Annotated in this window: 18 protein-coding genes; 8 read left to right on the top strand and 10 right to left on the bottom strand. The window is 43.6% G+C overall.

All coding sequences use genetic code 11. From position 1 onward, the window contains the following. The first annotated feature begins 7 nt into the window (after positions 1 to 7). The 5 genes from FZZ88_RS02795 to FZZ88_RS02815 all read left to right on the top strand — a co-directional run bounded on the left by FZZ88_RS02795 (position 8) and on the right by FZZ88_RS02815 (position 1,812). Complete coding sequence (locus FZZ88_RS02795) at positions 8 to 1,009, top strand: photosynthesis system II assembly factor Ycf48 (protein WP_166015667.1); 1,002 nt, start codon at positions 8 to 10, stop codon at positions 1,007 to 1,009. A 71-nt stretch (positions 1,010 to 1,080) separates the two neighbouring features. Continuing rightward, positions 1,081 to 1,329, top strand: a complete 249-nt coding sequence (gene psbE, locus FZZ88_RS02800) for a cytochrome b559 subunit alpha (RefSeq protein WP_166015668.1) — start codon at positions 1,081 to 1,083, stop codon at positions 1,327 to 1,329. A gap of 3 nt (positions 1,330 to 1,332) precedes the next feature. Then, positions 1,333 to 1,473, top strand: coding sequence for a cytochrome b559 subunit beta (psbF, locus tag FZZ88_RS02805; protein ID WP_166015669.1), 141 nt, complete (start codon positions 1,333 to 1,335; stop codon positions 1,471 to 1,473). An 8-nt stretch (positions 1,474 to 1,481) separates the two neighbouring features. Then, on the top strand, positions 1,482 to 1,601 hold the full coding sequence (locus FZZ88_RS02810; RefSeq protein ID WP_006852026.1) for a photosystem II reaction center protein L: 120 nt from the start codon (positions 1,482 to 1,484) through the stop codon (positions 1,599 to 1,601). Positions 1,602 to 1,611: 10 nt separating this feature from the next. Next, a complete protein-coding gene (locus FZZ88_RS02815) occupies positions 1,612 to 1,812 on the top strand; it encodes a photosystem II reaction center protein J (protein WP_166015670.1) in 201 nt (66 codons plus the stop codon). A gap of 109 nt (positions 1,813 to 1,921) precedes the next feature. On the opposite strand, the gene FZZ88_RS02820 is transcribed toward FZZ88_RS02815, so the two are convergent. Beyond that, complete coding sequence (locus tag FZZ88_RS02820; protein WP_226426222.1) at positions 1,922 to 2,356, bottom strand: hypothetical protein; 435 nt, start codon at positions 2,354 to 2,356, stop codon at positions 1,922 to 1,924. Between the two features lie 61 nt (positions 2,357 to 2,417). Here FZZ88_RS02820 and FZZ88_RS02825 point away from each other — a divergent pair, with 61 nt between their 5' ends. The 3 genes from FZZ88_RS02825 (at position 2,418) to FZZ88_RS02835 (ending at position 7,762) form a co-directional block, all read left to right on the top strand. Continuing rightward, complete coding sequence (locus FZZ88_RS02825; protein WP_230332804.1) at positions 2,418 to 3,455, top strand: sulfotransferase family 2 domain-containing protein; 1,038 nt, start codon at positions 2,418 to 2,420, stop codon at positions 3,453 to 3,455. Positions 3,456 to 3,690: 235 nt separating this feature from the next. Further along, a complete protein-coding gene (locus FZZ88_RS02830) occupies positions 3,691 to 6,213 on the top strand; it encodes a glycosyltransferase (RefSeq protein WP_166015676.1) in 2,523 nt (840 codons plus the stop codon). Between the two features lies 1 nt (position 6,214). Beyond that, complete coding sequence (locus FZZ88_RS02835) at positions 6,215 to 7,762, top strand: hypothetical protein (RefSeq protein WP_166015678.1); 1,548 nt, start codon at positions 6,215 to 6,217, stop codon at positions 7,760 to 7,762. A gap of 105 nt (positions 7,763 to 7,867) precedes the next feature. Here the strand turns inward: FZZ88_RS02835 and FZZ88_RS02840 are convergent, their stop codons facing one another. From FZZ88_RS02840 to FZZ88_RS02880, 9 genes are all read right to left on the bottom strand, one after another. Next, the gene (locus FZZ88_RS02840; RefSeq protein WP_166015680.1) at positions 7,868 to 8,908 is read right to left on the bottom strand and encodes a GDP-mannose 4,6-dehydratase; all 1,041 of its coding nucleotides are present in this window, start codon (positions 8,906 to 8,908) and stop codon (positions 7,868 to 7,870) included. Positions 8,909 to 9,261: 353 nt separating this feature from the next. Then, a complete protein-coding gene (locus FZZ88_RS02845; protein ID WP_166015682.1) occupies positions 9,262 to 11,379 on the bottom strand; it encodes a glycosyltransferase family 4 protein in 2,118 nt (705 codons plus the stop codon). A 95-nt stretch (positions 11,380 to 11,474) separates the two neighbouring features. After that, the gene (locus FZZ88_RS02850; protein ID WP_166015685.1) at positions 11,475 to 13,001 is read right to left on the bottom strand and encodes a hypothetical protein; all 1,527 of its coding nucleotides are present in this window, start codon (positions 12,999 to 13,001) and stop codon (positions 11,475 to 11,477) included. Further along, on the bottom strand, positions 12,998 to 14,974 hold the full coding sequence (locus FZZ88_RS02855; protein ID WP_166015688.1) for a hypothetical protein: 1,977 nt from the start codon (positions 14,972 to 14,974) through the stop codon (positions 12,998 to 13,000). Before FZZ88_RS02855 ends, FZZ88_RS02850 begins: the two co-directional genes overlap by 4 nt. A gap of 165 nt (positions 14,975 to 15,139) precedes the next feature. Further along, positions 15,140 to 16,162, bottom strand: a complete 1,023-nt coding sequence (locus FZZ88_RS02860) for an NAD-dependent epimerase (RefSeq protein WP_166015690.1) — start codon at positions 16,160 to 16,162, stop codon at positions 15,140 to 15,142. Positions 16,163 to 16,167: 5 nt separating this feature from the next. Next, a complete protein-coding gene (locus tag FZZ88_RS02865) occupies positions 16,168 to 17,595 on the bottom strand; it encodes a nucleotide sugar dehydrogenase (RefSeq protein WP_166015692.1) in 1,428 nt (475 codons plus the stop codon). Next, the gene (locus FZZ88_RS02870) at positions 17,592 to 18,548 is read right to left on the bottom strand and encodes a UDP-glucuronic acid decarboxylase family protein (protein ID WP_370519979.1); all 957 of its coding nucleotides are present in this window, start codon (positions 18,546 to 18,548) and stop codon (positions 17,592 to 17,594) included. The genes FZZ88_RS02865 and FZZ88_RS02870 overlap by 4 nt, the downstream gene beginning before the upstream one ends. A 49-nt stretch (positions 18,549 to 18,597) precedes the next feature. Next, entirely contained in the window at positions 18,598 to 19,899 is a 1,302-nt protein-coding gene (gene hisS, locus FZZ88_RS02875) for a histidine--tRNA ligase (protein WP_166015696.1), read from the bottom strand. Positions 19,900 to 19,940: 41 nt separating this feature from the next. Next, on the bottom strand, positions 19,941 to 21,191 hold the full coding sequence (locus FZZ88_RS02880) for a glycosyltransferase family 4 protein (RefSeq protein WP_166015698.1): 1,251 nt from the start codon (positions 21,189 to 21,191) through the stop codon (positions 19,941 to 19,943). Between the last annotated feature and the right edge of the window lie 2 nt (positions 21,192 to 21,193).

Consider the following 21,193-nt stretch of genomic DNA (forward strand, 5'->3'; position numbering starts at 1 on the left):
CGAACCCATGAAACGTCTGTTGAACTCTGCGACCCAGCTTTTGCTGGTTCTTGTCCTGGGGGTCAGCCTCAGCGGATGCGTCACCACTCATGTTCCGATGGCGACATCGAGTCCATGGCAAGCCTTGGACCTCGACACCCAAGCGAATCCATTGGATGTGGCCTTCACCGACAGCCGCCACGGCTTTCTGGTGGGCAGCAATCGCATGATCCGCGAAACCAACGACGGCGGAGCTCACTGGAACGAACGCAGCCTTGATCTTCCCGACGAAGAGAACTTCCGGCTGATCAGTATCGATTTCAATGATGATGAAGGCTGGATTGCTGGACAACCGGGATTGCTGATGCACAGCGAGGACGGCGGCCAGAACTGGACACGACTTTTCCTCGACACCAAATTGCCCGGTGAGCCCTACCTAATCACTGCCCTGGGCAGCCATTCGGCAGAACTTGCCACCAACGTGGGGGCGGTCTACGAAACCCACAACGATGGGTCTAGCTGGGAAGCGAAGGTGACCGATGCAGCGGGCGCCGTGCGAGATCTGCGACGCAGCAATGATGGAAGCTATGTGAGTGTGAGTGGCCTGGGCAACTTCTATGCCACTTGGGAACCGGGCGATTCTGTCTGGCAAGTCCACCAGCGCGTGAGCAGTCAGCGCCTGCAAAGCATTGGCTTTCAACCCGACGGCAATCTCTGGATGGTCGCTCGCGGCGCCCAAATACGCCTCAACGATGAGCCCGGGGATTTCGACAGCTGGAGCAAAGCCATCATTCCCATCACCAATGGCTACGGCTACATGGATCTGGCCTGGGATGACGACGGCGCCATCTGGGCCGGTGGCGGCAACGGCACGCTTCTCGTGAGCCAAGACGGGGGCGACAGCTGGGAGAACGATCCCGTTGGCGACCGTCAACCAAGCAACTTCACGCGCATGGTCTTCGACGGTGAGCACGCTTTTGTGCTCGGAGAGCGGGGCAACCTGCTCCGTTGGGTCGGCAACGCTGTGTAACTGAGGCACGCCCTCAGCCTCGGCTCACCAGACCGACCTCCTAAGATCATCGCTCTGACACGCCCAACGCCATGGCCGCCGGCTCAACAGGAGAACGACCGTTCTTCGAAATCATCACGAGCATCCGTTACTGGGTGATTCACGCCGTGACACTCCCTTCCATCTTTTTGGCAGGCTTCCTGTTCGTGTCCACCGGCCTCGCCTACGACGCTTTCGGCACACCTCGCCCCGACGCCTACTTCCAGGCATCCGAGAGCAAGGCACCCGTGGTGAGCCAGCGCTATGAGGGCAAGTCTGATCTCGACATCCGCCTGAAATAAGTCATGACACAAGCACCCCCCGTTGCCACAACGCCACGCAACTATCCGATCTTCACGGTTCGCTGGCTCGCTTTGCACACCCTCGGCATCCCGACAGTGTTCTTCCTAGGCGCCCTCGGCGCGATGCAGTTCATTCGCCGCTGATCTGACCTATGGAACGCAATCCAAATCCCAACAACCTTCCGGTTGAGCTCAACCGCACCAGTCTCTACTTGGGTCTGCTGTTTGTCTTCGTGACCGGAGTTCTCATGTCCAGCTACTTCTTCAATTGAGGTTTATTCCATGAGCGGAAAAAAATCCCAGTTTCCCGACGGTCGAATTCCCGATCGCCTACCTGACGGGCGACCGGCTGTACCTTGGAAATCACGATGGACTGAAGGCGTATTACCTCTGTGGCTTGTCGCCACTGCAGGGGGGATGGCTGTTCTGTTTGTTGTAGGATTATTTTTCTATGGTTCTTACACAGGTGTTGGATCTGCTTAAGTAGAATCGAACTTATTCAAAACAAAAAACCGGCAAATAGCCGGTTTTTTTGTATATTCTAGGATGACATTAAACAAGATAAAAAGGTAGGATTAAAATCTGAACGGATCTATTTTTTCACGGCAACAAGCAAAGCCAAACTTCTTGCTTGCAGATTCGAACTTGCCTTCAACAATTGGGATTGATCACTGGAAAGCCGGAAATAATGCTCAAGCTCTTCTTGCACTTGATGCAACTGAAGAAGATTTAACTCACACTCAGTCGTCTTCGACGAAAGCTGTACCTTTAGTTGTTTGCATAACTTAGCCATATCGCCAAGCTGCGATGTACGCTCCTTCTTCTCCATGACTTTTTCGGAATAATTCATTTTCAACTCCTGATAAACGTTGAGGAGATTTTCATACTTAGTCGCCATGTTTTCATACTTGGCTGTCATGTCGGACAACTGACGCTTTAAGGTAGTGATCTCTACATCATCCTTGGATAGGGCGGCATCAATACGACAAATACTCTCAAGAACGATGGCCTCTATACTGCCGGTCATTATAATGGACATGCAATAAGGAAATGCTAGCATAGGCGAACCAGCATCGCTAATATATTAGTTGAACGCTCGCGCATCAAATCCTTCTACTGAAAATACAATGGACAAAGACAAGACCATAAAAGAGCTTAATAAATTAAATAAAATATTATCCCAGGAATTAAAGAAAAGAAAAGCAAACGATCTTGCTATCAATATAGGGAGGAGATACGCTAAAGAGATCTATACGCTCCAAAAAACAAACAAGGAAAGCGATAACAGCTCAGAGAAGCAACAACTAGTTTTTCTAAAACTGAGCGGCAAGGAGAAAGATCTCAGCGAGAATATAGATCATGAGTTCGCAAGAAAACATACTCTAGTCCACCTTAAAAGCAACTCTATATGTACATGGATACCTAAAAATGGTTGCTCAACCTTGCGGTACTCAATAGCAGTTGCAAATGGAGCAATATCCAGTGTTGACGATATAGATTGGATCCACAAAAACAACACTAGCTTTAGTGGATCCAACAAAGAACTACTTGGAGCAGAATATGCTTTTGTGGTCTTGAGAAATCCATTCAAAAGATTGCTTTCCTTCTATTGCGATAAACTTTGCAACGTGGGGAAAAATGAATACGATACAAGTTACGAAACAGCAAAAAAAGCTTTATGTACAGATGCTACAACAACTTTTAGTGATTTTGTAGAGAACCTATGGGAAAATCCAAACCTAATGAATAAAAACAAACACATTAAACAACAATGCGACTACTTAATATACAAAAGATACAATGACTACTTGGCATTGGAAGATTTTAGCAAAACAGCTTCAATAATACACGAAAAAACAGGCTTGAAGCTTCAAGATATAAGGTCAGTAAATTCAATATATACGAGCTACAACTGCACGAGCACAGAAGAACTAGATTACAATACACCAGCAGAGATAATAGGCCAGGCAATGAATCAACAGAAGAAGCCAATGGCTGAAAAGATGTATAGTCCAGAACTTATCAAAAAAGTTGGAACTTTGTACTTAAGTGACATCATGCTCTACCAACAAACGATAACTAATGGCGGCAAAGAGATGGAATATTGGATGAATTTCATGCTTTGAATTGAAATGCCTTATGAATATCCAAATATAAATACTACAGCCTTGAAAAAGAACATAATCAGGCAAGTTAAAGCAAGAAAGAGGAATAAAGAATCAGCAAAGTTCGATTAATTGGGTAGAAATGATAGCCATTGACGATTCAAAAGACGAACATAACTACATCTAGATGGGATTTAAGCTCAAAAAACTTGTGCTAGGCAATATGGTAAAATTTAAATAAGAGGAAGTTCCTTTGATGGATAAAATCATTTGGCTAATCCCAAATATAGATGTAAGTCAAGCCAGCGTAAGGCTGAGGTGCCTTTATATAGCCAAAGAATTGGAAAATAGGTATGGACATGAATCAGTATTCTGTGAGAAAATAAAAGAGACACTGGCAATGATAGAAAAAAATTGCACTTTGGTTATTGCAAAACATTTGTCAGGGGAATTAGTATCAGTTCTAGCGAAAGCCAGGGAACTCGATTGTACAATTATTTATGATGTCACGGATAACATAACTGATGAGTCATACAAAGGCAATAACTATAGAATAAATACATATCTAATGAACATTATACTCGAGCTTTCAGATATTATACTGGTACCCACAAATAAGCTCAAAGAAACACTTGTAGACAAGCTAAAAGATACTGTAAGAGAAGTTCCCAAAAGTAGTTTGGATAAATTCAAAATACTTCCTGATATTGCAGAAAGGCAAGAAGATTTTAAGAGTTTATCTACATATTTAAAAGGACGGAAGGATCATGATTATAATCTTCCTAATTTAGAGGATAATGAATCAACACTTGGTATACAGGAAACATTAAAAGAAAGAGGTTTGCTTTGGTTTGGCAATGCTTATTCACCTACATCAAACATGGGGATAGGTAGCCTGATCCCATCATTGCCAGAGATTAAGTCATTACAGAAAGAATTTGGATTCAAACTGATTGTATGCACGTCGGCGAATGCAGATTTGAAAATACTCGATGAATATAAAATCGAGTACGAACATAAAAAATGGTCAGCATCGTCAATATTTGGATATTTCGATAAATCGTTTGCCTCCTTAATTACAACTGGAAATGATATTCGATGCACCACTAAATCTAATAATCGTGCAACGATGTCAATCGTCAATGGATGTCCTGTAATTACACAAGGAAGTGTGCCCAATATGACTGAATTAGATGATGTAATCTGTAAGAGCTTGAGAAAAGGAATTGAAAAGTACTATATGTCTAATCTATCCATCGTAAATAGAGAAGAAAACATCAAGTCTGCTCAGGAAATCGTAGAGAGATACAAACTACGGGAAGTGGTCAACATATATGAGACACTAGTCGATTCAGCAAAAACAAAGAGATACCTTTTGGTGAAAGACAAAGAAATGAGAAATAGTCATATTGAGATAGCAATAGTGAGTGACTATATGAGAATAGAGAATCTTGAGTCTACACTGAAAAAACTTAGAAAATACAATCATTTATGTAAAATCTTGGTCTGCCATGTTCATACACGGCCAGACCAAGAATTGATTAATTTGTACTCTAGACAAAATATTATACCATATTTATTTCAAGAGTTTACACTTAAAGAGTCGAGAGTTTTGATGAACTGCAAATACATAATAACTACAGATGTCTATCCAACGCAAGACAATCAATTTATAAATGGGATAAATGAGATAGAAAAAATACACCGTAAAGACGATCCTTTTATCAGAATAAACCACAAGGATTTAGATCGAATTTTACAGTCGAGGTACCTTGGGCAATCAACAATAAAGACATCCGAAGGAATAAGTACAGTACCAGAAAACATACCTGGACCGAACAAGCCAAAGTGTTTAAAAGAGAGCAAGGTGGATCTACTATTTATTACGAATATCCTCACCAAGAACTGGATACTTGATGGAATTGCCAAGGAAATTGGATCTAGAGGGCAATTAAGTTGGGGCACATATTATACGAGAAAGGGGATAATAGAAAAACAATTGGCTGACAGAATATTCTTCATGCACGTTGATATTCTGCTAAGTTATAATAGAAAAAACATGATTGACTATAAGCGAAGCAAAGTCTATTGCTGGTATACACATCCAAAGGAGGAAGACGAAAGTAAACTAGGGGAACTTCTTGGGATATTCAAAAGAATTACAAAGATATTCTTTACGTGTACCTCAAATATGAATTTATGGATATCGAGAGGTGTGGATGCTGAAAAATGTGAGTGCATCTTAGGAGGATATGAGAGACAACTATTTAAACCTCATGATAGATCATCATCAAATCTTGTAGGGATATGTTCTTCATTCTATGAAAGAAAAGATCCAATGTTGCTGACAGAAATTATTACCAATAAATCCGACAAGCAATTTTTACTGCTAGGTAAAGACTGGGAAAATTTCTCTTATTTCGATTATCTAATGTCATCTGGCAATATAAAATATAAAAGGGCTAAGTATTCTGAATACCCGTACTACTATTCTCAGATGTCTGTTTTCCTAAGCACTTCGAAACTAGAAGGTGGACCTATTCCTCTGCTTGAGGCGATGGCGAGCAATTGCATGCCCGTGACAACAGACACAGGTTTTGCACAAGATGTGATTAAACATGGTTCTAATGGCTATATATATAAATCAACAGAACAACTGTCAAGTATAATGAAATTCATTGATATTGCATATTCAGATGTAACAACAGATGTGAGTAGCACGGTGAAAAACTACTCATGGGATCAATTCTCAAAAAAGATTCATACCATCCTGAATTGACATGACTTTATCATTAGTACGTTTACTACGCCACATCCAGATTTACAAAGCCAAGTCAAAATACTTTTCGAGCTTGTCTGATTATGAGAAGGCTCTTGTAAATACTATTGGCACGGAAGCTATAGGCACAGTAGTACAATTATTTCAATTAAAGCAGGAAAAAAAGGTTAATTTATTATCATATCGTAAGGATGATCCTATACGCCTATTCTTTTTAGAATTAGCGAAAATCCATCTAGATGGCATAGAAATCAACAATATTTATTTGAAAGATTATAATGAAATGCAAGCAAAGAAAAGCAAGGGGATTACTGGAATATTGTGTTCATATTATATACCCAGTTCTACATTCTACTATGAAAGTTTAAAGCAGAAACTTGGGACAACAATACCGGGCAGTCTTCTTTTCAAAGAATATGTATATATAGATCTAGTTGGCTTGATTGCAATTCTCCGGGACTGCGAATTACCGGTCACAAGTACCACCATTGGTGTTAATAAGAATTTGTTGAGATTCAACACATCCAAGCTAGTGAGTAAAGGGGGCAACAAGATTCAAGTCTTTGCTTTAGAAAAAGGCTCAAACAGACTTTGCAAATTTACAGCGTTGAGTGAGAAGAAAAATGAGTTATTAGAGCAAATACCGCTTAATCTAGTAAGGAAGGGAACCATAAGGCTATTGATTAAAAACAATACAAACAACATGATTGCTGGGAATTATTCGACAAATCGATTGGTTGACTGCGAAATTCATCCAAGTGACTTTAATAAAAATATGATTATAGCTTATAAAAATAAAGGTGGAGGAGGAAATGAATTAATTGACTCAATAGTTGAATCTTTAAAGTGTCGGTCGGAGTTTGCTGACGAGTATAAATCCGAATCAGAGGGGGTTCGATTGGTTTGGGGTGTCCTAAGAAATTCAAAAGCAGTCATTGATGACTGTATTAAAAACGATTTGCATTTCATATATGCAGATCATGCTTATTTCAAAAGGGGGCACAAAATATCTTATCGGATATCCCCTAATAGTTTTGAATGCAATACTTATAAACTATGTGATGACAAAAGGCGAGATTTGTTTAATTGCAGACTCGAACCATGGAATCAGAAGGGAAGTAAGATAATTGTATGTCCTCCAACTGATTATTTTTGTGAAGCACATGGGACTTATGGTTGGCTTAATTCAACATTAAAACAGTTGAGAAAATATACTGATAGAAAAATAGTCATCAGAAAAAAACCAACTGAGGGGTGTGAATCAATATCATTGCGAGAACAACTGCAGAGTGCCTACGCATTAGTCACTCACTCTTCAAATGTTGCTATTGAGTCTGTTTGCTTAGGAACGCCAGTATTTGTGTCTTCGGCGAGTGCAGCAAGCTTCGTGGGCCAAACAAATTTAGCACAAATTGAGAATCCGATTTATCCGGATAGAGAAAATTGGGTCAATAACCTAAGTTACTGCCAATTTAGCTACGAAGAGATCCGCAATGGAAGCTTTTGGAATATATTCAAGCACTATCATTCACTTCCAGATATCACTTAAAAAAAGAGACAAGTAATGACAATGGCTCTCAGTAGACTTGCAAAGAAACAAGTACTACAGACAATAAATAAAATAAGCGAACACTATTTATAGCTGTGAAGCAATTCAAAGGCTCCAGTCGACTAACTGAGACAGCCCCTGCTCAAGACCAACTTGAGGCGACCATTGAAGAAGGTCGCGTGCTTTATTAATATCGGCTTCTGCAAAACGGATATCACCTTCCCTAAATTTACCAGTGATTTTATATTCAGTTGAATAACCTTTTCCCTTAGCTAATCGCAAAATCGACTCAACAACCTCTTTCATCGAAACAGAATTACCTGAGCCAATATTGATAATTTCTCGACTTGCTTTATCAACGGTAGCAACAAGCGATGATACAACATCATCAACATATATAAAGTCGCGATAAATCTCTCCATCTTCGTAGACTTCAAGTGTTTTACCAGCCTTAATTTGTGAGCAGAATATAGAAAGGACTCCGGTATATGGATTTCTTAGTGACTGGCCAGGGCCATAGACATTCTGAAACCTAAGAATTGTCCAATCAATATTTGAAGATAAGTTCTTAATAAGATGTTCTTGCATTAGTTTGGTGCTTGCATAAACAGAGTCAGGAGCAGGTTGTAGGGACTCAGGAGTAGACATTGCTGTTAATTTATTACCGGTGCGACCATACACATTAAAATCTTTGTTGTTCATTACTGCTATTTTTCTCGTACAAGCCTGTTCTTGTATGCCAGCCTCATTGACATACATCCCCTCACCATATACAGCACGAGTCCCAGCAAGAACTATTTTTTGGGGATCATAATCCGCACAACGTATTGCCTCAAATAATTTTGTAGTTCCTAAAATATTGACATCTGCATACCGAGTTGGCTCGTCATATGATTGACCAGTTCCAGTCTCAGCGGCAAGGTGAAAGATCACTGAAAATTTATAAGAAGCAATCAATTCACTCACTAATTGAAGATCACGAATATCTCCTTCAACAATTTTGAAGTGATGATTTTTTTTAACCTTATCGCCGTGAACCTGCTGAAGATAATTGTCTAATCCCACAACGTTATGGCCATCGTCAATAAGAGACATTGCAAGTCGTGAGCCAATGAAACCTGCCGCACCAGTAATTAAGATATCCATAGCCGAATTAGATTTAAAAATAATAGTAGCACATCAAGCCTTATAATTTAACAGAAAGGGATAAGCACATAGTACAAATTTTAGACGCTTATATCGGTACACATGAAAATAACTTGCATTATTAGAGTAGTATTTGAGAAAGAAACCAATAATGATGAAAAATTAAATTTAAAAATCATGGGCCAAAGTATGGTCATCATTGCAATAGATTTTAAACATAAGAAAGGTCGGATAACATGCCAAGAATTCAAACATCAAGTTAAATTATAAATACAATGCATAGCGATGAATCAGAACTGTAAATCAAGATAAAAGCATGGTCTGAATTATACTGCAGGCTTTTGGATGTACTATCACAAGTTTTTTATTAGCCCATCACATATATCCAGCACTTGATTTGATAATGCCTCATCAGAATAATGAGAGCGTATATAATCTTGAGAATTTTTAATGAGACTATTGACCAAGTTCTCAGAGTTCATTAATTGAAAAAATGCATCTTTCCATGCAACGGGTGAGTCACAAAGAATTAATGAGTCTTTGGGTGAACCGTAACAATATGGATCAAGATTAGTGGCAATTGTAGCAATATTACAGCAAGAATACTCAACCCATTTAGTGTTTGCTTTTACAGAATTAAACCTATTATTAATAAGAGGGCAAATACCAATACTCCAATTACGAGATTTAAGAAGTGAAATAAAACCGTCATAATTTCGTTCAGGCGGAATAATAGTAAGACGCTTATCAAGCGCAAGCAATTTTGCAGATGGAACAATAGTTCCAATCAACTCTAAAGACCAATCTTGATATTTATTTAATACCTCCAAAATCACGTCTTCAATTGACTCAAGATCCTGAGTATGGCCAAAACCCGTGTAGCCAATAACCTTTTTCCGATCTCTCTTGTATAAGATAGTACTAGTATCAACTGATTTGTATATTTTGCCGTGCTGAATATTAGGATGATCTATATATGAAGAAATTTCCTTACTTAAAGCTGGCGTGGAACAATAAACGAGATCAGATTGCTTGATTAAATCAATAATAATAGGGGCTCTTTTTCTGTAAGCATTATATTTTTCCTCATCCAAAACCTCGGGTGAAGGATCATAGAGGAGATCATCAATATGATATATAACTTTAATCCCATTTTTTTTGCACAAAAACGAAAGCTTGAGAGCATCTAGATCAAAGTATCTACACATTATTAAAATATCTGGTTGGAAGCTATTGATAATATTCAAACATCTTCGTGTAGTCGCATCCTTAGTTGTTTCGCCGTCAAAAATATCGTCACCAGTCGTATGAATAAGTTCATACTCGATATGCTGAGGAATTAAAGATAAGGGTTTAATAAAAGACAATGTTACAGTCGGTAGGCCCTTTGGAGCAAGAAGTAAGACGCGAATCTTCTTAAAATTGGAGAGTTGATCGAAGCCATGATCTATATGCATAGAATAGTAATTTTGTTCAATTAATCCTTCTAGAAATTGAATGTAATTATTAGATATATCGTTTTGGTCACGGAGAATCGCTTTTAGTTGTTGGTTGGTGGACGAAGAAGCTTTTATCTCCGGAGAATTCGCGAATGAAATCATATCCTCAGCACTATGAGCTACAGGTAAAAAAGCTAACTGTGTTGTATCTATGACTTTATGATGATCTTGCCAAACCATAACAGGCACATTACTATCGATCAGATCAAACAATACTGATGAGGGCGCGGAGATACCAAACTCATAAGTCCCCCAGTTCACTTTGTAAGCTGGTTGATTAACCACAACTACATTGTTAGGCAAACTTAGATTATTTTTGACTGTATACTGTCCTCCAGGATGTGGTCTAAGGGCAATATTCTTGCCTTTTGATGCAAGATAATCGGCAAGCTCAAAAAACTGTTGCATAAATAGATTTACATTTGATTTGCCTTCAAAACGCACCGAATGTAAGTTTTCACAAACAATACCCATTTGAGGGGTAATATTTGGTTCTAATCTTAATCTGAGAGTACGTTTTGTTGTTTGCTTAATCCATGCTGTTGGACCAAGATTTTGATAGCGAGTATGCTGAAGTGGTCGTAAATTTCTTTGGAGGCTACTGGGTGTCCAGCCACAAATATAATCAGCAGCAAACCCAACAGAACTACCATAACTTTTTTGATGATTCTTGTTCATCAAAAAGCCAACACATTCAAATCCATGTTGGAGAGTAATGGTAGCAATTTTGGAAGGGGCAAGTTTAAATAATTCATGGGTTTCTCTATGACCGCGTAAATTACTTTCACTAGCAGCAATAATAAATCCACCTGGCGATTGGTTGAGCAACTGCCACGTCAAATAAGGTCTTGATAAGTGAATAATGCATCCACCAGTATCTTCAAAGATTTCTTGCAGTTCCTTGATCCATATTTTATGCTTATCTCTCTTAATGAATGACTTAGTTACCAGCAATAATGGCTTGGCATTCAAATCATCAGAAACAAGATATATTAATGGCCTGAGAATATTTACATCTTGGAGGAGATTGAAAACGAATCCAGCAGTGTATTGTGATCTCATAATTTTTAGCCTACTACTTTATAAGGATGAGGGTACTTTGACAGATAGATATAGACTTGACCAAAAATAGCATCAAGAACTAGCTGGAGGGAATCGCTGATATACGAAAACAATACTCTTCTCTTGATGTTGTCTCTCGCTGGATTAGAAGCTCTACGTCTATATCGATAAGCTAAAATGTTTTTAATGTGAGGAAGAATATGTGGTTCTATATCTTCTATAATCCTTAAAGGTAATCGATAGACTTCGCATCCATCAAATATAAACTGCTCAAGATATGGGCTCCATCTTTCGAGAACAAAACGATGGCAATCATCAGTAAATTCGAGATAAATTTGGCTTTCATATTTTTCAATTCCAAAATTACAAGATTGAAGTCTTGCTAAATGATCGCCGTGAGCAGTAGGAAACTGATTTCTTGAAAAGTGAGTGTCTAAACTATCTTGTTTATCTTGAAAATCGATGACTACGATTCGAAGAAGATCAATAGGGTTAGAATTGATTAAGTTTGTGTTAATAAAGTTGATAAAGCTAGTAGCTTCGACTTTTGGGCTATATCTGGAATCACATAATTCATCAAAGTCAACAAGTGAATTTGAATTAAACTTGAATTTTTTAGATTGAAAATCTTTCACTAAATCGTCAGTAGTCTTGTAAATAAATTCAGAAAATTCACTGTATAAATCAAACCCGTTGGATAAGACTTGACAACCATAAGTTAAAGCGGTTAAACATCTATTGGTAGATTTTGCGATTGAGAATTTTTGATGACTAACGGGTAAAAATGCGATATTGGTCTCTCTCAGTAAAGCATCTTCTGTTTCTTCAGTCCAGATTTCTAAATTAACTTCAATTGGTAGGTTAGATATCGATGTCAAACTCTTTGCAGTTAATGCCCGCTCATTCGTTAAAATGGTCAAGCGAGGGTATTCAAATGAACTTCTTAATTTAAATAATGCATTAGAATACGTAGATAAATCTACAAGTCCAACATCGAAAATAGGATTGTCTCCGATCCCAAACCAAAGAATATTAATTTGGCCATTATGTTTGTATGCATCTATTTTTTCATTCAGCAAATGATTGGTTTCATCTATTAAAATATTGGGTTTGCGAGTATCACTAATTTTGTGAACAAGATCAGAACGAATAAACTGATGGGAAATCTGTTCCATCCTTGTCGTAGAGCAAATGATGAAATTAACCATTTTACTAGCTACATCTAACCAATTTTGTAAGTAAATCAAAGAGGATATATTTCTATCGCTAAAATAATCGTCAAATAAATCGAGGCCTATTTTTATTTCCTTGGACTGGCAATATGAAATCAGTTTAATAGAATTTAAACTATAATCTTTTGCAATGATAACGATGTCAGACTTTTTAATTAGCTGAGCTGTGATATGGGAGGTTGGAATTATGATTAATTGTACAGTATCTATTTCAAAGTATGGAATAAGTCTTTTATACCTAATTCTCGCGCCAGCCGAATTAGCCCATTCCAGATTTGATGTTGAAACTAATATTCTCATACCAACAGCTTTTGTATTCTAGAAAATGATCTAGAAAATTTAGTCAAATTTTGCATAATGCTATTAGTAGTATCTAAATCCAACATATGTGACATATCTAAAGTAGGAGAGCAGGCGTATTGTGCAGATACTTTTGTAGAGCACACATTTTGCTTTCCATCTATACTCGCATAGCAAGACAATTGCATCAAGAATAAAGGCAAATTGCTTGAGTATTGATGCTTTAGAGAATTAAGATTGAAAGAAGAGCTATCAAATAAACAAAGGTCATAATGATTAGAAAGGACATTGATTTCCATTGGAAATAATGATGAAGTAAGATTTCGAGCCTCAAGACTTATGCGACCGGATTGAGAGTAATTTCTGAATGAAGGATATAAGCCTACACACTGGTTATCATATAATTCTGTATTCTTGTTCGGTTTTAAATGACTGAGCATGCAACCACTTGAGAACGCATTATACCTAATAAGATTCAACGAAAGCATCGCCAAGGTAAAATTATTTTGCAGAATAATGTTCTGATTAATCACCAGTAAATTGGAATCATCGGAAATATGAGAATTGATTTGATTCAAGCTCGATATCATAATATATTTGAAATCTAATTCCCATGATTCAAATATCTCCTGTAGTCTCATGTCTAATATTGATTGATCACTGCTACTCCTCAAATAAAATATATATTGATTAATATTGACAACCTTTTGCTGTGCAATTGCAAGAATAAATTCTTCCAATAAATCTTGCGGTTGATCTATTAAGACTAAAATGTACAAATTTTTATTGGCAATACTTTGATTATCAATAAGCTTATTATAAGAATGATCGTTAATATGAGACAATAGAGGTGTTTTTGTATTGTCTGGGAAGATACATATTGATGGAACAGAAGAACCATCACTTGAATTAGATGTTGGAATATTGTCAATAAAAAATGGGCCAATGCCAATACCATCTGGTTTAGCTGCAGTTATGTCAACGGGGAAAGAGGCCGAAATCTTATACAGTGGTTCAAAGTCTGATTCGTGAACAATTAATATGCCAACAGAATGATTTGTATCACGGAACTGAGTTATATATAAACCATTAATTATCAGTGAAATTGTAGGATATGTTTTTTGCGGCAAACTCAAGACGAAGTTTGTATTACTGGAAGTGCATTGATGAAATATTTGTATGCCATGAACAACAGTAATCCATTTACGAAAATCTTCATGTGTAAATCCAATGCCAACATCATATTGATCTGACTCCATAACTATTCCTTGAAGCTTATTCTTATTTACTTCATTGATAGTTTTTAACTTGAATCTATCAATTGACTCCATTAAACTGAGTTCACCACATTCGTCGGCTAACTCAGAATAGTGATAACCACCAGGAAGAGTCGAAGGGAAAGCTATGCATTGTAAATTAATTACTGCCTTTGTATCTTTATTCATGCTGATTATAAACAAAGGCATGAACTCGTTTTCTAGTTCAATAACTTCCTTCTTTTCGCCTATTAGCTTTCTCGAATACTTTCTGCGTAGAGGAATGACTTTAAATTCAGAGGACAGCATTGCTTGCATTATGTGATACTCAGTTTCTACAACCTCCGTCGAATCTTCCAACCAGCTAATATTGAGAAATTTTTCTTTGGAGATATAGATATTGTTTAACACAGATCCTAATGGGGTGTATTTAACTTCATTAGGATTTTTAGATCTTTCTTGGCCAAAATCCATATTAGGACAACATTTTTTTAATGCCTCAAAGTCCCATGGATTTAAAGAATTGATAATATCTCCCTCTTTTATATATGCACAAAGCTGTTTCTTTAAATAATAATTTTTTCTTTCCTCAATATGGCGCAAAGTCAGAGGACTAAAAGGAGACTCTTTTTGACTTAAAATAATATCAGCAATTTTACAATATTCCTCTATGTTTCCATTCTTTTCTTCATTTTGCAATTTTTCAAGGATTTTCATGGGTGGCAATTCACAAAATCAAGAAATGAGTTATCGATCAGAGGGATAGTGAGGAGACGGCTGTCTCTTTTAGGCTTTTTATTGATCTCTAGTTTAGCTTGCGCACGGGTGCTGCCAGGAGAATGTCCGGCAAAGATTGCCTAAGCTTGCGAATACTTGCAATCATCATTGATTTGAGAAATCAACAAACCAGTCTGCAAAATTGCGAATTCCAACAACAATAGAGGTAGACGGTTTAAAACCAATCCAAGATTCAAGAGCTGATGTGTCAGCAGCAGTTGCCACCACATCACCAGGCTGCATCGGTTGAAAGTCCTTGACTGCTTCGCGACCGAGAGCTTGTTCCATCACTTCGATGAAACGCAACAGTTCAGTGGGCTGGCTGTTACCGATATTGAAAACCCGATGCGGTGCTGCTGCAGTCGCAGGATCAGGCTGAAGTGAATCAAACTCCGGATTAGGGGTGGCTGGCTTGTCGCAGCAACGCACCACCCCTTCAACAATGTCGTCGATGTAAGTGAAGTCACGCTGCATCTTGCCGTGGTTGAACACCTTGATCGGCTCACCAGCCAGGATCGCCCGAGCGAACAGCATCGGTGCCATGTCGGGGCGTCCCCAGGGTCCATACACCGTGAAAAAGCGAAGACCCGTGGCCGGCAGCCCATAAAGATGGCTGTAGGTGTGAGCCATCAATTCATTGGCCTTCTTGCTGGCGGCATACAGACTCACCGGGTGGTTTACCGGCTGACGCTCATGAAACGGCAGATTGCGGTTGCCTCCATAGACCGAACTGCTGGAGGCGTAGACAAGATTTTCCGTGCCGTAGTGTCGACACGCTTCCAGCAAATTGCCGAAACCCACCAGATTGCTCTGGATGTAAGCAGCCGGATTCTCCAAGGAATAACGAACACCAGCCTGAGCCGCCAGATTCACCACCACCTGGGGCTGTTCTTCGGCAAATAGATCCATCAACGCCTCACCATCCTCCAAAGCCAAGCGCTCAAAGCGCCAAGCTCCTGAAGGAGCCATGGCCTCGATCTGACGCAGCCTTGCCTGCTTGAGGCTGGGGTCGTAGTAGTCGTTCAGATTGTCGAGACCAACAACACGATCACCACGCTGCAGCAGTCGTATCGACAAAGCTGCTCCAATGAAGCCAGCTGCGCCCGTTACCAGGATGGTGCGTGTCACAACGCTCAGTTACCGACACGCCAGAGCGTCAGCCCAGCCGCGCGAATCTCATCCGGATTCACAACAGAGCGAGCATCAAACACCCAAGCGGGGCGCCGCATCCGCTGCGCCAGATCTCGCCAGTTCAGAGACTTGTACTGAACCCACTCCGTGAGGATCAACACCGCATCGGCACCCGTCACAGCCTGCTCAACACTCCCGGCACTCCACCAGCTGCCTTGACCACTCAAAGCCTGCGCCGTTGGCCCTGTTTCCGAATCCGGTGCGATCGGCTCCAACTTGAGATCCCGGGAGATCTGAGATGCCTCCACCTTGGGATCGTGAATGGCCAACTGAGCGCCTTCCTCAAGAAGATCCGAGGCGATCCGAATCGCAGGGGCTTCACGGGTGTCGTTGGTGTCGGCTTTAAATGCAAAGCCGAGAATCGCCAACCGCTTCCCCGTCACCGTGCCAAACAACCGCTGCACGATGAGCCTGGCAATCCGATGCTGCTGCCAAGTGTTGAGCGCAACGACGCTCTCCCAGTAATCGGCCACCTCAGGCAAACCGAAGTGACGGCAGAGGTACACCAGATTGAGGATGTCCTTCTGAAAACAGCTGCCACCGAAACCGGGACCTGACTGCAGGAATTTCGGACCGATACGGCTGTCGGTTCCAATCGCCCGGGCCACCTCCCGCACATCAGCCCCGGTGGACTCACACAGTGCGGCAACAGAATTGATTGAGCTGATCCTCTGGGCCAGGAATGCGTTCGCAGTGAGTTTGGAGAGCTCACTGCTCCAAAGATTGGTGCGGAGAATCTTTTCCTTGGCAACCCACTGCCCGTAGATGCCGGCAAGGGCATCGATCGATGCATCGTCTTCCCCACCAATCAGCACACGGTCCGGATTCTCCAGATCAGGAATCGCAGTGCCTTCAGCCAGGAATTCTGGATTGGAGAGCACCGCAAAGGTGCGGGGCTCTTCAACGTTTTCCAGGGGGTCTTGGGCCGCTTCGAGAATGGTGCGGATCGCTTCGGCCGTACGCACCGGCAACGTGCTTTTTTCCACCACGATGGTGTGGCCGTTGGAGGCCTTCGCCACCTGGCGGGCACAGGCCTCAACCCAACGCAGATCACTGGCCTGGCCGGCACCCAAGCCCTTCACCTTGGTGGGAGTGTTCACCGAGATGAACACCATGTCGGCGGTAGCGATCGCAGCATCCACGTCGGTTGAGAAGTAGAGGTTGCGGCCCCGCGCTCGGGCCACCACGGCATCCAACCCTGGCTCATAAACGGGCAAGCGACTCAGATCAGCATCGTTCCAAGCAGCGATGCGTTGTTCATTCAAATCAACAACAGTGACCTGCACGTCAGGGCAGCGATCAGCAATCACCGCCATGGTGGGCCCACCGACATAGCCGGCACCCATGCAACAGATGCGTTGAACGGTCATGCCCGGACTCCCTCTGTTTGGGTGGTCTGTTGGTCGAGGACCTTACGGAACCATTCGATCGTTGGAATCAGACCGTTTTCCAATGAAACGGTCGGGCTCCAACCCAGTTCCCGCTGCGCCAGATCAATCACGGGTTGTCGCTGCAGTGGGTCATCAGCGGGCAGAGGTTTCTCGATCAGCGGAAGGTCCGGATTGATACGAGCCCGTACAAGCTCGGCAAGCTGCCGAATTGTGAATTCACCAGGGTTGCCGATGTTCATCGGACCGGTGTGAGAGCCATTCATCAAGCGAATCATTCCCTCCACAAGATCGTCGACGAAGCAGAAGGAGCGGGTCTGCGAACCATCGCCGTACAAGGTCAGCGGCTGACCTTTGAGCGCCTGAACAATGAAGTTGCTGACGACACGCCCATCATCGGGAAGCATCCGAGGGCCATAGGTGTTGAAAATCCGCATGACACGGATTTCCACGTCGTGCATCCGTTGGTAGTCAAAACAGAGGGTTTCGGCAATCCGCTTGCCCTCGTCGTAGCAACTGCGAATTCCAATGGTGTTCACACAACCGCGGTAGCTCTCCGGTTGTGGATGCACCTCCGGATCGCCATACACCTCACTTGTGCTGGCAAGGAGGAGCCGAGCACCGACACGGCGGGCCAAACCCAGCATGTTGTAAGTGCCAAGAAAGCTGGTCTTCGCGGTTTTGATCGGATTGAACTGGTAATGAACCGGTGATGCCGGACAGGCCAAATGCCAGATGCGATCACACTCCAGCCGAATCGGATCGGTGACGTCGTGCCGGATCAGTTCAAACCGGGGATGACCGATCCACTGGGTGATGTTGCTTTTGCGTCCCGTGAAGTAGTTATCAAGGCAGATCACCTCTTGCCCGGCCTGCATCAGGCGATCAACCAGATGGGAGCCGACAAAGCCAGCCCCTCCAGTCACCAGATTGATCAACGCTCAATCCCCATGAATAAGTGAAAATTACCACGCATGTCTGGGTTCAGTTCCCTTGCAGGGACTTGAGAATTGCCACAATTGCTTCCCGGTCATCAAGCCTGACACAACCCTCCTGTCCAGACTGCTGAAGAGGCTTGAGACGGAGCTCACCACGTTCCACCTCATCATCGCCAAGCACCAAAGCCCAGCGAGCACCGCGGCGGTCCGCACGTTTGAACTGCTTCCCGAAGGCTGAACCCGAGTCATCAAGGTCCACCACCAGGCCGTTGCCCCGCAAATCGCGGGCCAGCGCCAAAGCAGCAGCCGAAGCCTGCTCACCCCGATTAACGATGAAGGCATCCGGTCCTGATCCGGCCACCAGGCTGGCCGCGATGCCTTCGGGATCAAGCTGAGCCGAAGCTTCCAGCACAAGAAGCAGGCGTTCCATGCCCAATGCCCAGCCGATGGCGGGCGTCGCTGCACCACCCAGTTGAGCGATGAGACCGTCGTAGCGACCACCGCCACAGACGGTGGCCTGGGCACCAAGCCGATCGCTGGTGATCTCAAAAGCGGTGTGGCTGTAGTAGTCCAGGCCACGCACCAGTCGGGGGTTCAACCGGAAGGGGATCCCAAGGGAGGTCAAGCCCAGCTGCACCGCTTCAAAGCGCTGACGGCTCTCAGGGCTGAGGGCATCGGCCAGGGTTGGTGCATCCTTCAGCAGAGTCTGCGTGTCCTTGTTCTTCGAATCCAGGATGCGCAGGGGATTGGTGCTGAGCCGGGCCTGGGAATCAGCATCCAGAGCGTCAGACCGCTGCCCCAGCCAATTCACCAGCGCCGTGCGGTAGGCCTGGCGATCCTCGGGAGAACCAAGACTGTTGAGTTCCAGCTCCAGGCCGCCCACCCCGAGACGGGCTAACAGATCCCAGGCAAGGGCAATCACCTCAACGTCGCTGCGTGCACTCTCCGCGCCAAGCCACTCCACCCCAATCTGGTGAAACTGACGCTGGCGACCGGCCTGGGGCCGCTCATAGCGGAACATCGGGCCTGCATACCAGAGCTTCTGCGCGCCTTGGCTCAGCAGACCGTGTTGGAGCGCCGCCCGAACCACTGATGCCGTCCCTTCCGGCCGCAACGTGCAGGAGCGATCGCCGCGATCCTGGAAGCTGTACATCTCTTTGCCTACAACATCGGTGGCCTCACCGATCCCCCGACAGAACAGATCGGTTGTTTCCAGAAGCGGCGTGCGGATCTCTCCAAAACCAGCGCAACAAAAATGCTCCCTCGCCTCGGCCTCGACAGCCTGCCAGCGCTGGAGGGCCTCCGGAAGGAGATCGACCATGCCCCTGAGACTTTGGAGCTGACTCACGTGCCGGATGCGAGAACAACGAATCAGTCTGCCCGGTGAAGTCAGCCGCTGATGCAGCCGCTGGCCACCAGATCCATCAAGGCGACCTGTCGGGTCACGCAGGCATCCAAGTCGTAAGTGGCCTCAACCGTGCGTCGCGCGGCCTGACCGAAGGCCGCTGCCCGCTCGCGATCTTGCAGCAGCTCGACGACAGCCGCAGCCAGATCAGCAGGAGAAAAGAAATCCACCAAAAGACCGTTGTGGCCATGGCGAATGGCTTCACGCACAGGAGCTGTATTGGAGCCCACCACTGCACAACCACAGGCCATGGCTTCCAAAAGGCTCCAGCTCATCACAAAGGGATAGGTGAGATAGACGTGGCAAGCGCTGAGCTGAAGAAGTGGCACGAATTGGCCATAAGGCAGCGTGCCCGTGAAGTGCACACGGCTTGGGTCGTACTGACCCTCGATCTCTGCCAGAAAACGATCCTTCCATTCACCATCGGAACACGCCGCTCCATAACTCACCCCCTTGGTCTGCCCCACGATCACCAAACAGGCGTCCGGATTGAGACGCTGCAGTTCAGGGATGGCACGAATGAAAGTGTGACAGCCCCGATAGGGCTCCAGGGACCGATTCACAAAGGTGACGATCGGTTGGCCCTTTTCCAGAACAGTGCCATCGGGGAGTTTCAGCGGAGCCGGCGCTGGATTGGGAATAGCCTTACGGGTGTCCACTCCGTCGTGAATCACGCTGATGCGACGACGCCAATGCTCCGGAAAGCTGCTGGCCTGAAAGTGCGTGGGTGAGACGTTCCAGTCCGCCTGTTCCAGGGTGAGATGGAGATAGGCATTCTTCATCGTCAGCTTGGCCTGGGCTTGCCAGTTGCGCTCGTCCTGAAACTCGGGATCGAAATTGGAATCGAAACCGTGCTCGTTGTAGAAAAATTCCTGGTAGCAAAGCAGTGGCGAGTCGGGCCAAATCGCCTTCAGGAAGAGCGGCTCGCCCCATCCGGGATGGGCACAGATCAGATCAGGAATAAACCCCTTGGCTTTGAGCTGTTCAGCTCCGCGGGCGCAACCCTCAGCTCTGATGATCTTGGTTTCCGTTTCCATCACCAGGGGATGAACCCCCTGTGTGTTGCCGCGATCCAGGCGGTAACGGAAATGGTTGAGGCCATTGGGCAAGCCACGCCCCCGATCCAAAGCATTAATACTTAGAGCCACCAATTGGTGCTGCCCCTGCTGGGCCAGGCGCTGAATGATGTGGACGTACTGCCCTGGAAAGTTCTGATGAACGAAAAGGATCCGCACTG

This window comes from Synechococcus sp. PH41509 (assembly GCF_020514285.1).
Lineage (GTDB): Bacteria > Cyanobacteriota > Cyanobacteriia > PCC-6307 > Cyanobiaceae > Parasynechococcus.

What these genes read in the sequence shown, in the direction of transcription:
- FZZ88_RS02815 (WP_166015670.1), top strand. Translation starts at nt 1,612, where the DNA reads ATGAGCGGAAAAAAATCCCAGTTTCCCGACGGTCGAATTCCCGATCGC.
- FZZ88_RS02835 (WP_166015678.1), top strand. Translation starts at nt 6,215, where the DNA reads ATGACTTTATCATTAGTACGTTTACTACGCCACATCCAGATTTACAAA.
- FZZ88_RS02810 (WP_006852026.1), top strand. Translation starts at nt 1,482, where the DNA reads ATGGAACGCAATCCAAATCCCAACAACCTTCCGGTTGAGCTCAACCGC.
- FZZ88_RS02850 (WP_166015685.1), bottom strand. Translation starts at nt 13,001, where the DNA reads ATGAGAATATTAGTTTCAACATCAAATCTGGAATGGGCTAATTCGGCT.
- psbF (WP_166015669.1), top strand. Translation starts at nt 1,333, where the DNA reads ATGACACAAGCACCCCCCGTTGCCACAACGCCACGCAACTATCCGATC.
- FZZ88_RS02855 (WP_166015688.1), bottom strand. Translation starts at nt 14,974, where the DNA reads ATGAAAATCCTTGAAAAATTGCAAAATGAAGAAAAGAATGGAAACATA.
- FZZ88_RS02795 (WP_166015667.1), top strand. Translation starts at nt 8, where the DNA reads ATGAAACGTCTGTTGAACTCTGCGACCCAGCTTTTGCTGGTTCTTGTC.
- FZZ88_RS02865 (WP_166015692.1), bottom strand. Translation starts at nt 17,595, where the DNA reads ATGACCGTTCAACGCATCTGTTGCATGGGTGCCGGCTATGTCGGTGGG.
- psbE (WP_166015668.1), top strand. Translation starts at nt 1,081, where the DNA reads ATGGCCGCCGGCTCAACAGGAGAACGACCGTTCTTCGAAATCATCACG.
- FZZ88_RS02830 (WP_166015676.1), top strand. Translation starts at nt 3,691, where the DNA reads ATGGATAAAATCATTTGGCTAATCCCAAATATAGATGTAAGTCAAGCC.
- FZZ88_RS02840 (WP_166015680.1), bottom strand. Translation starts at nt 8,908, where the DNA reads ATGGATATCTTAATTACTGGTGCGGCAGGTTTCATTGGCTCACGACTT.
- FZZ88_RS02820 (WP_226426222.1), bottom strand. Translation starts at nt 2,356, where the DNA reads ATGACCGGCAGTATAGAGGCCATCGTTCTTGAGAGTATTTGTCGTATT.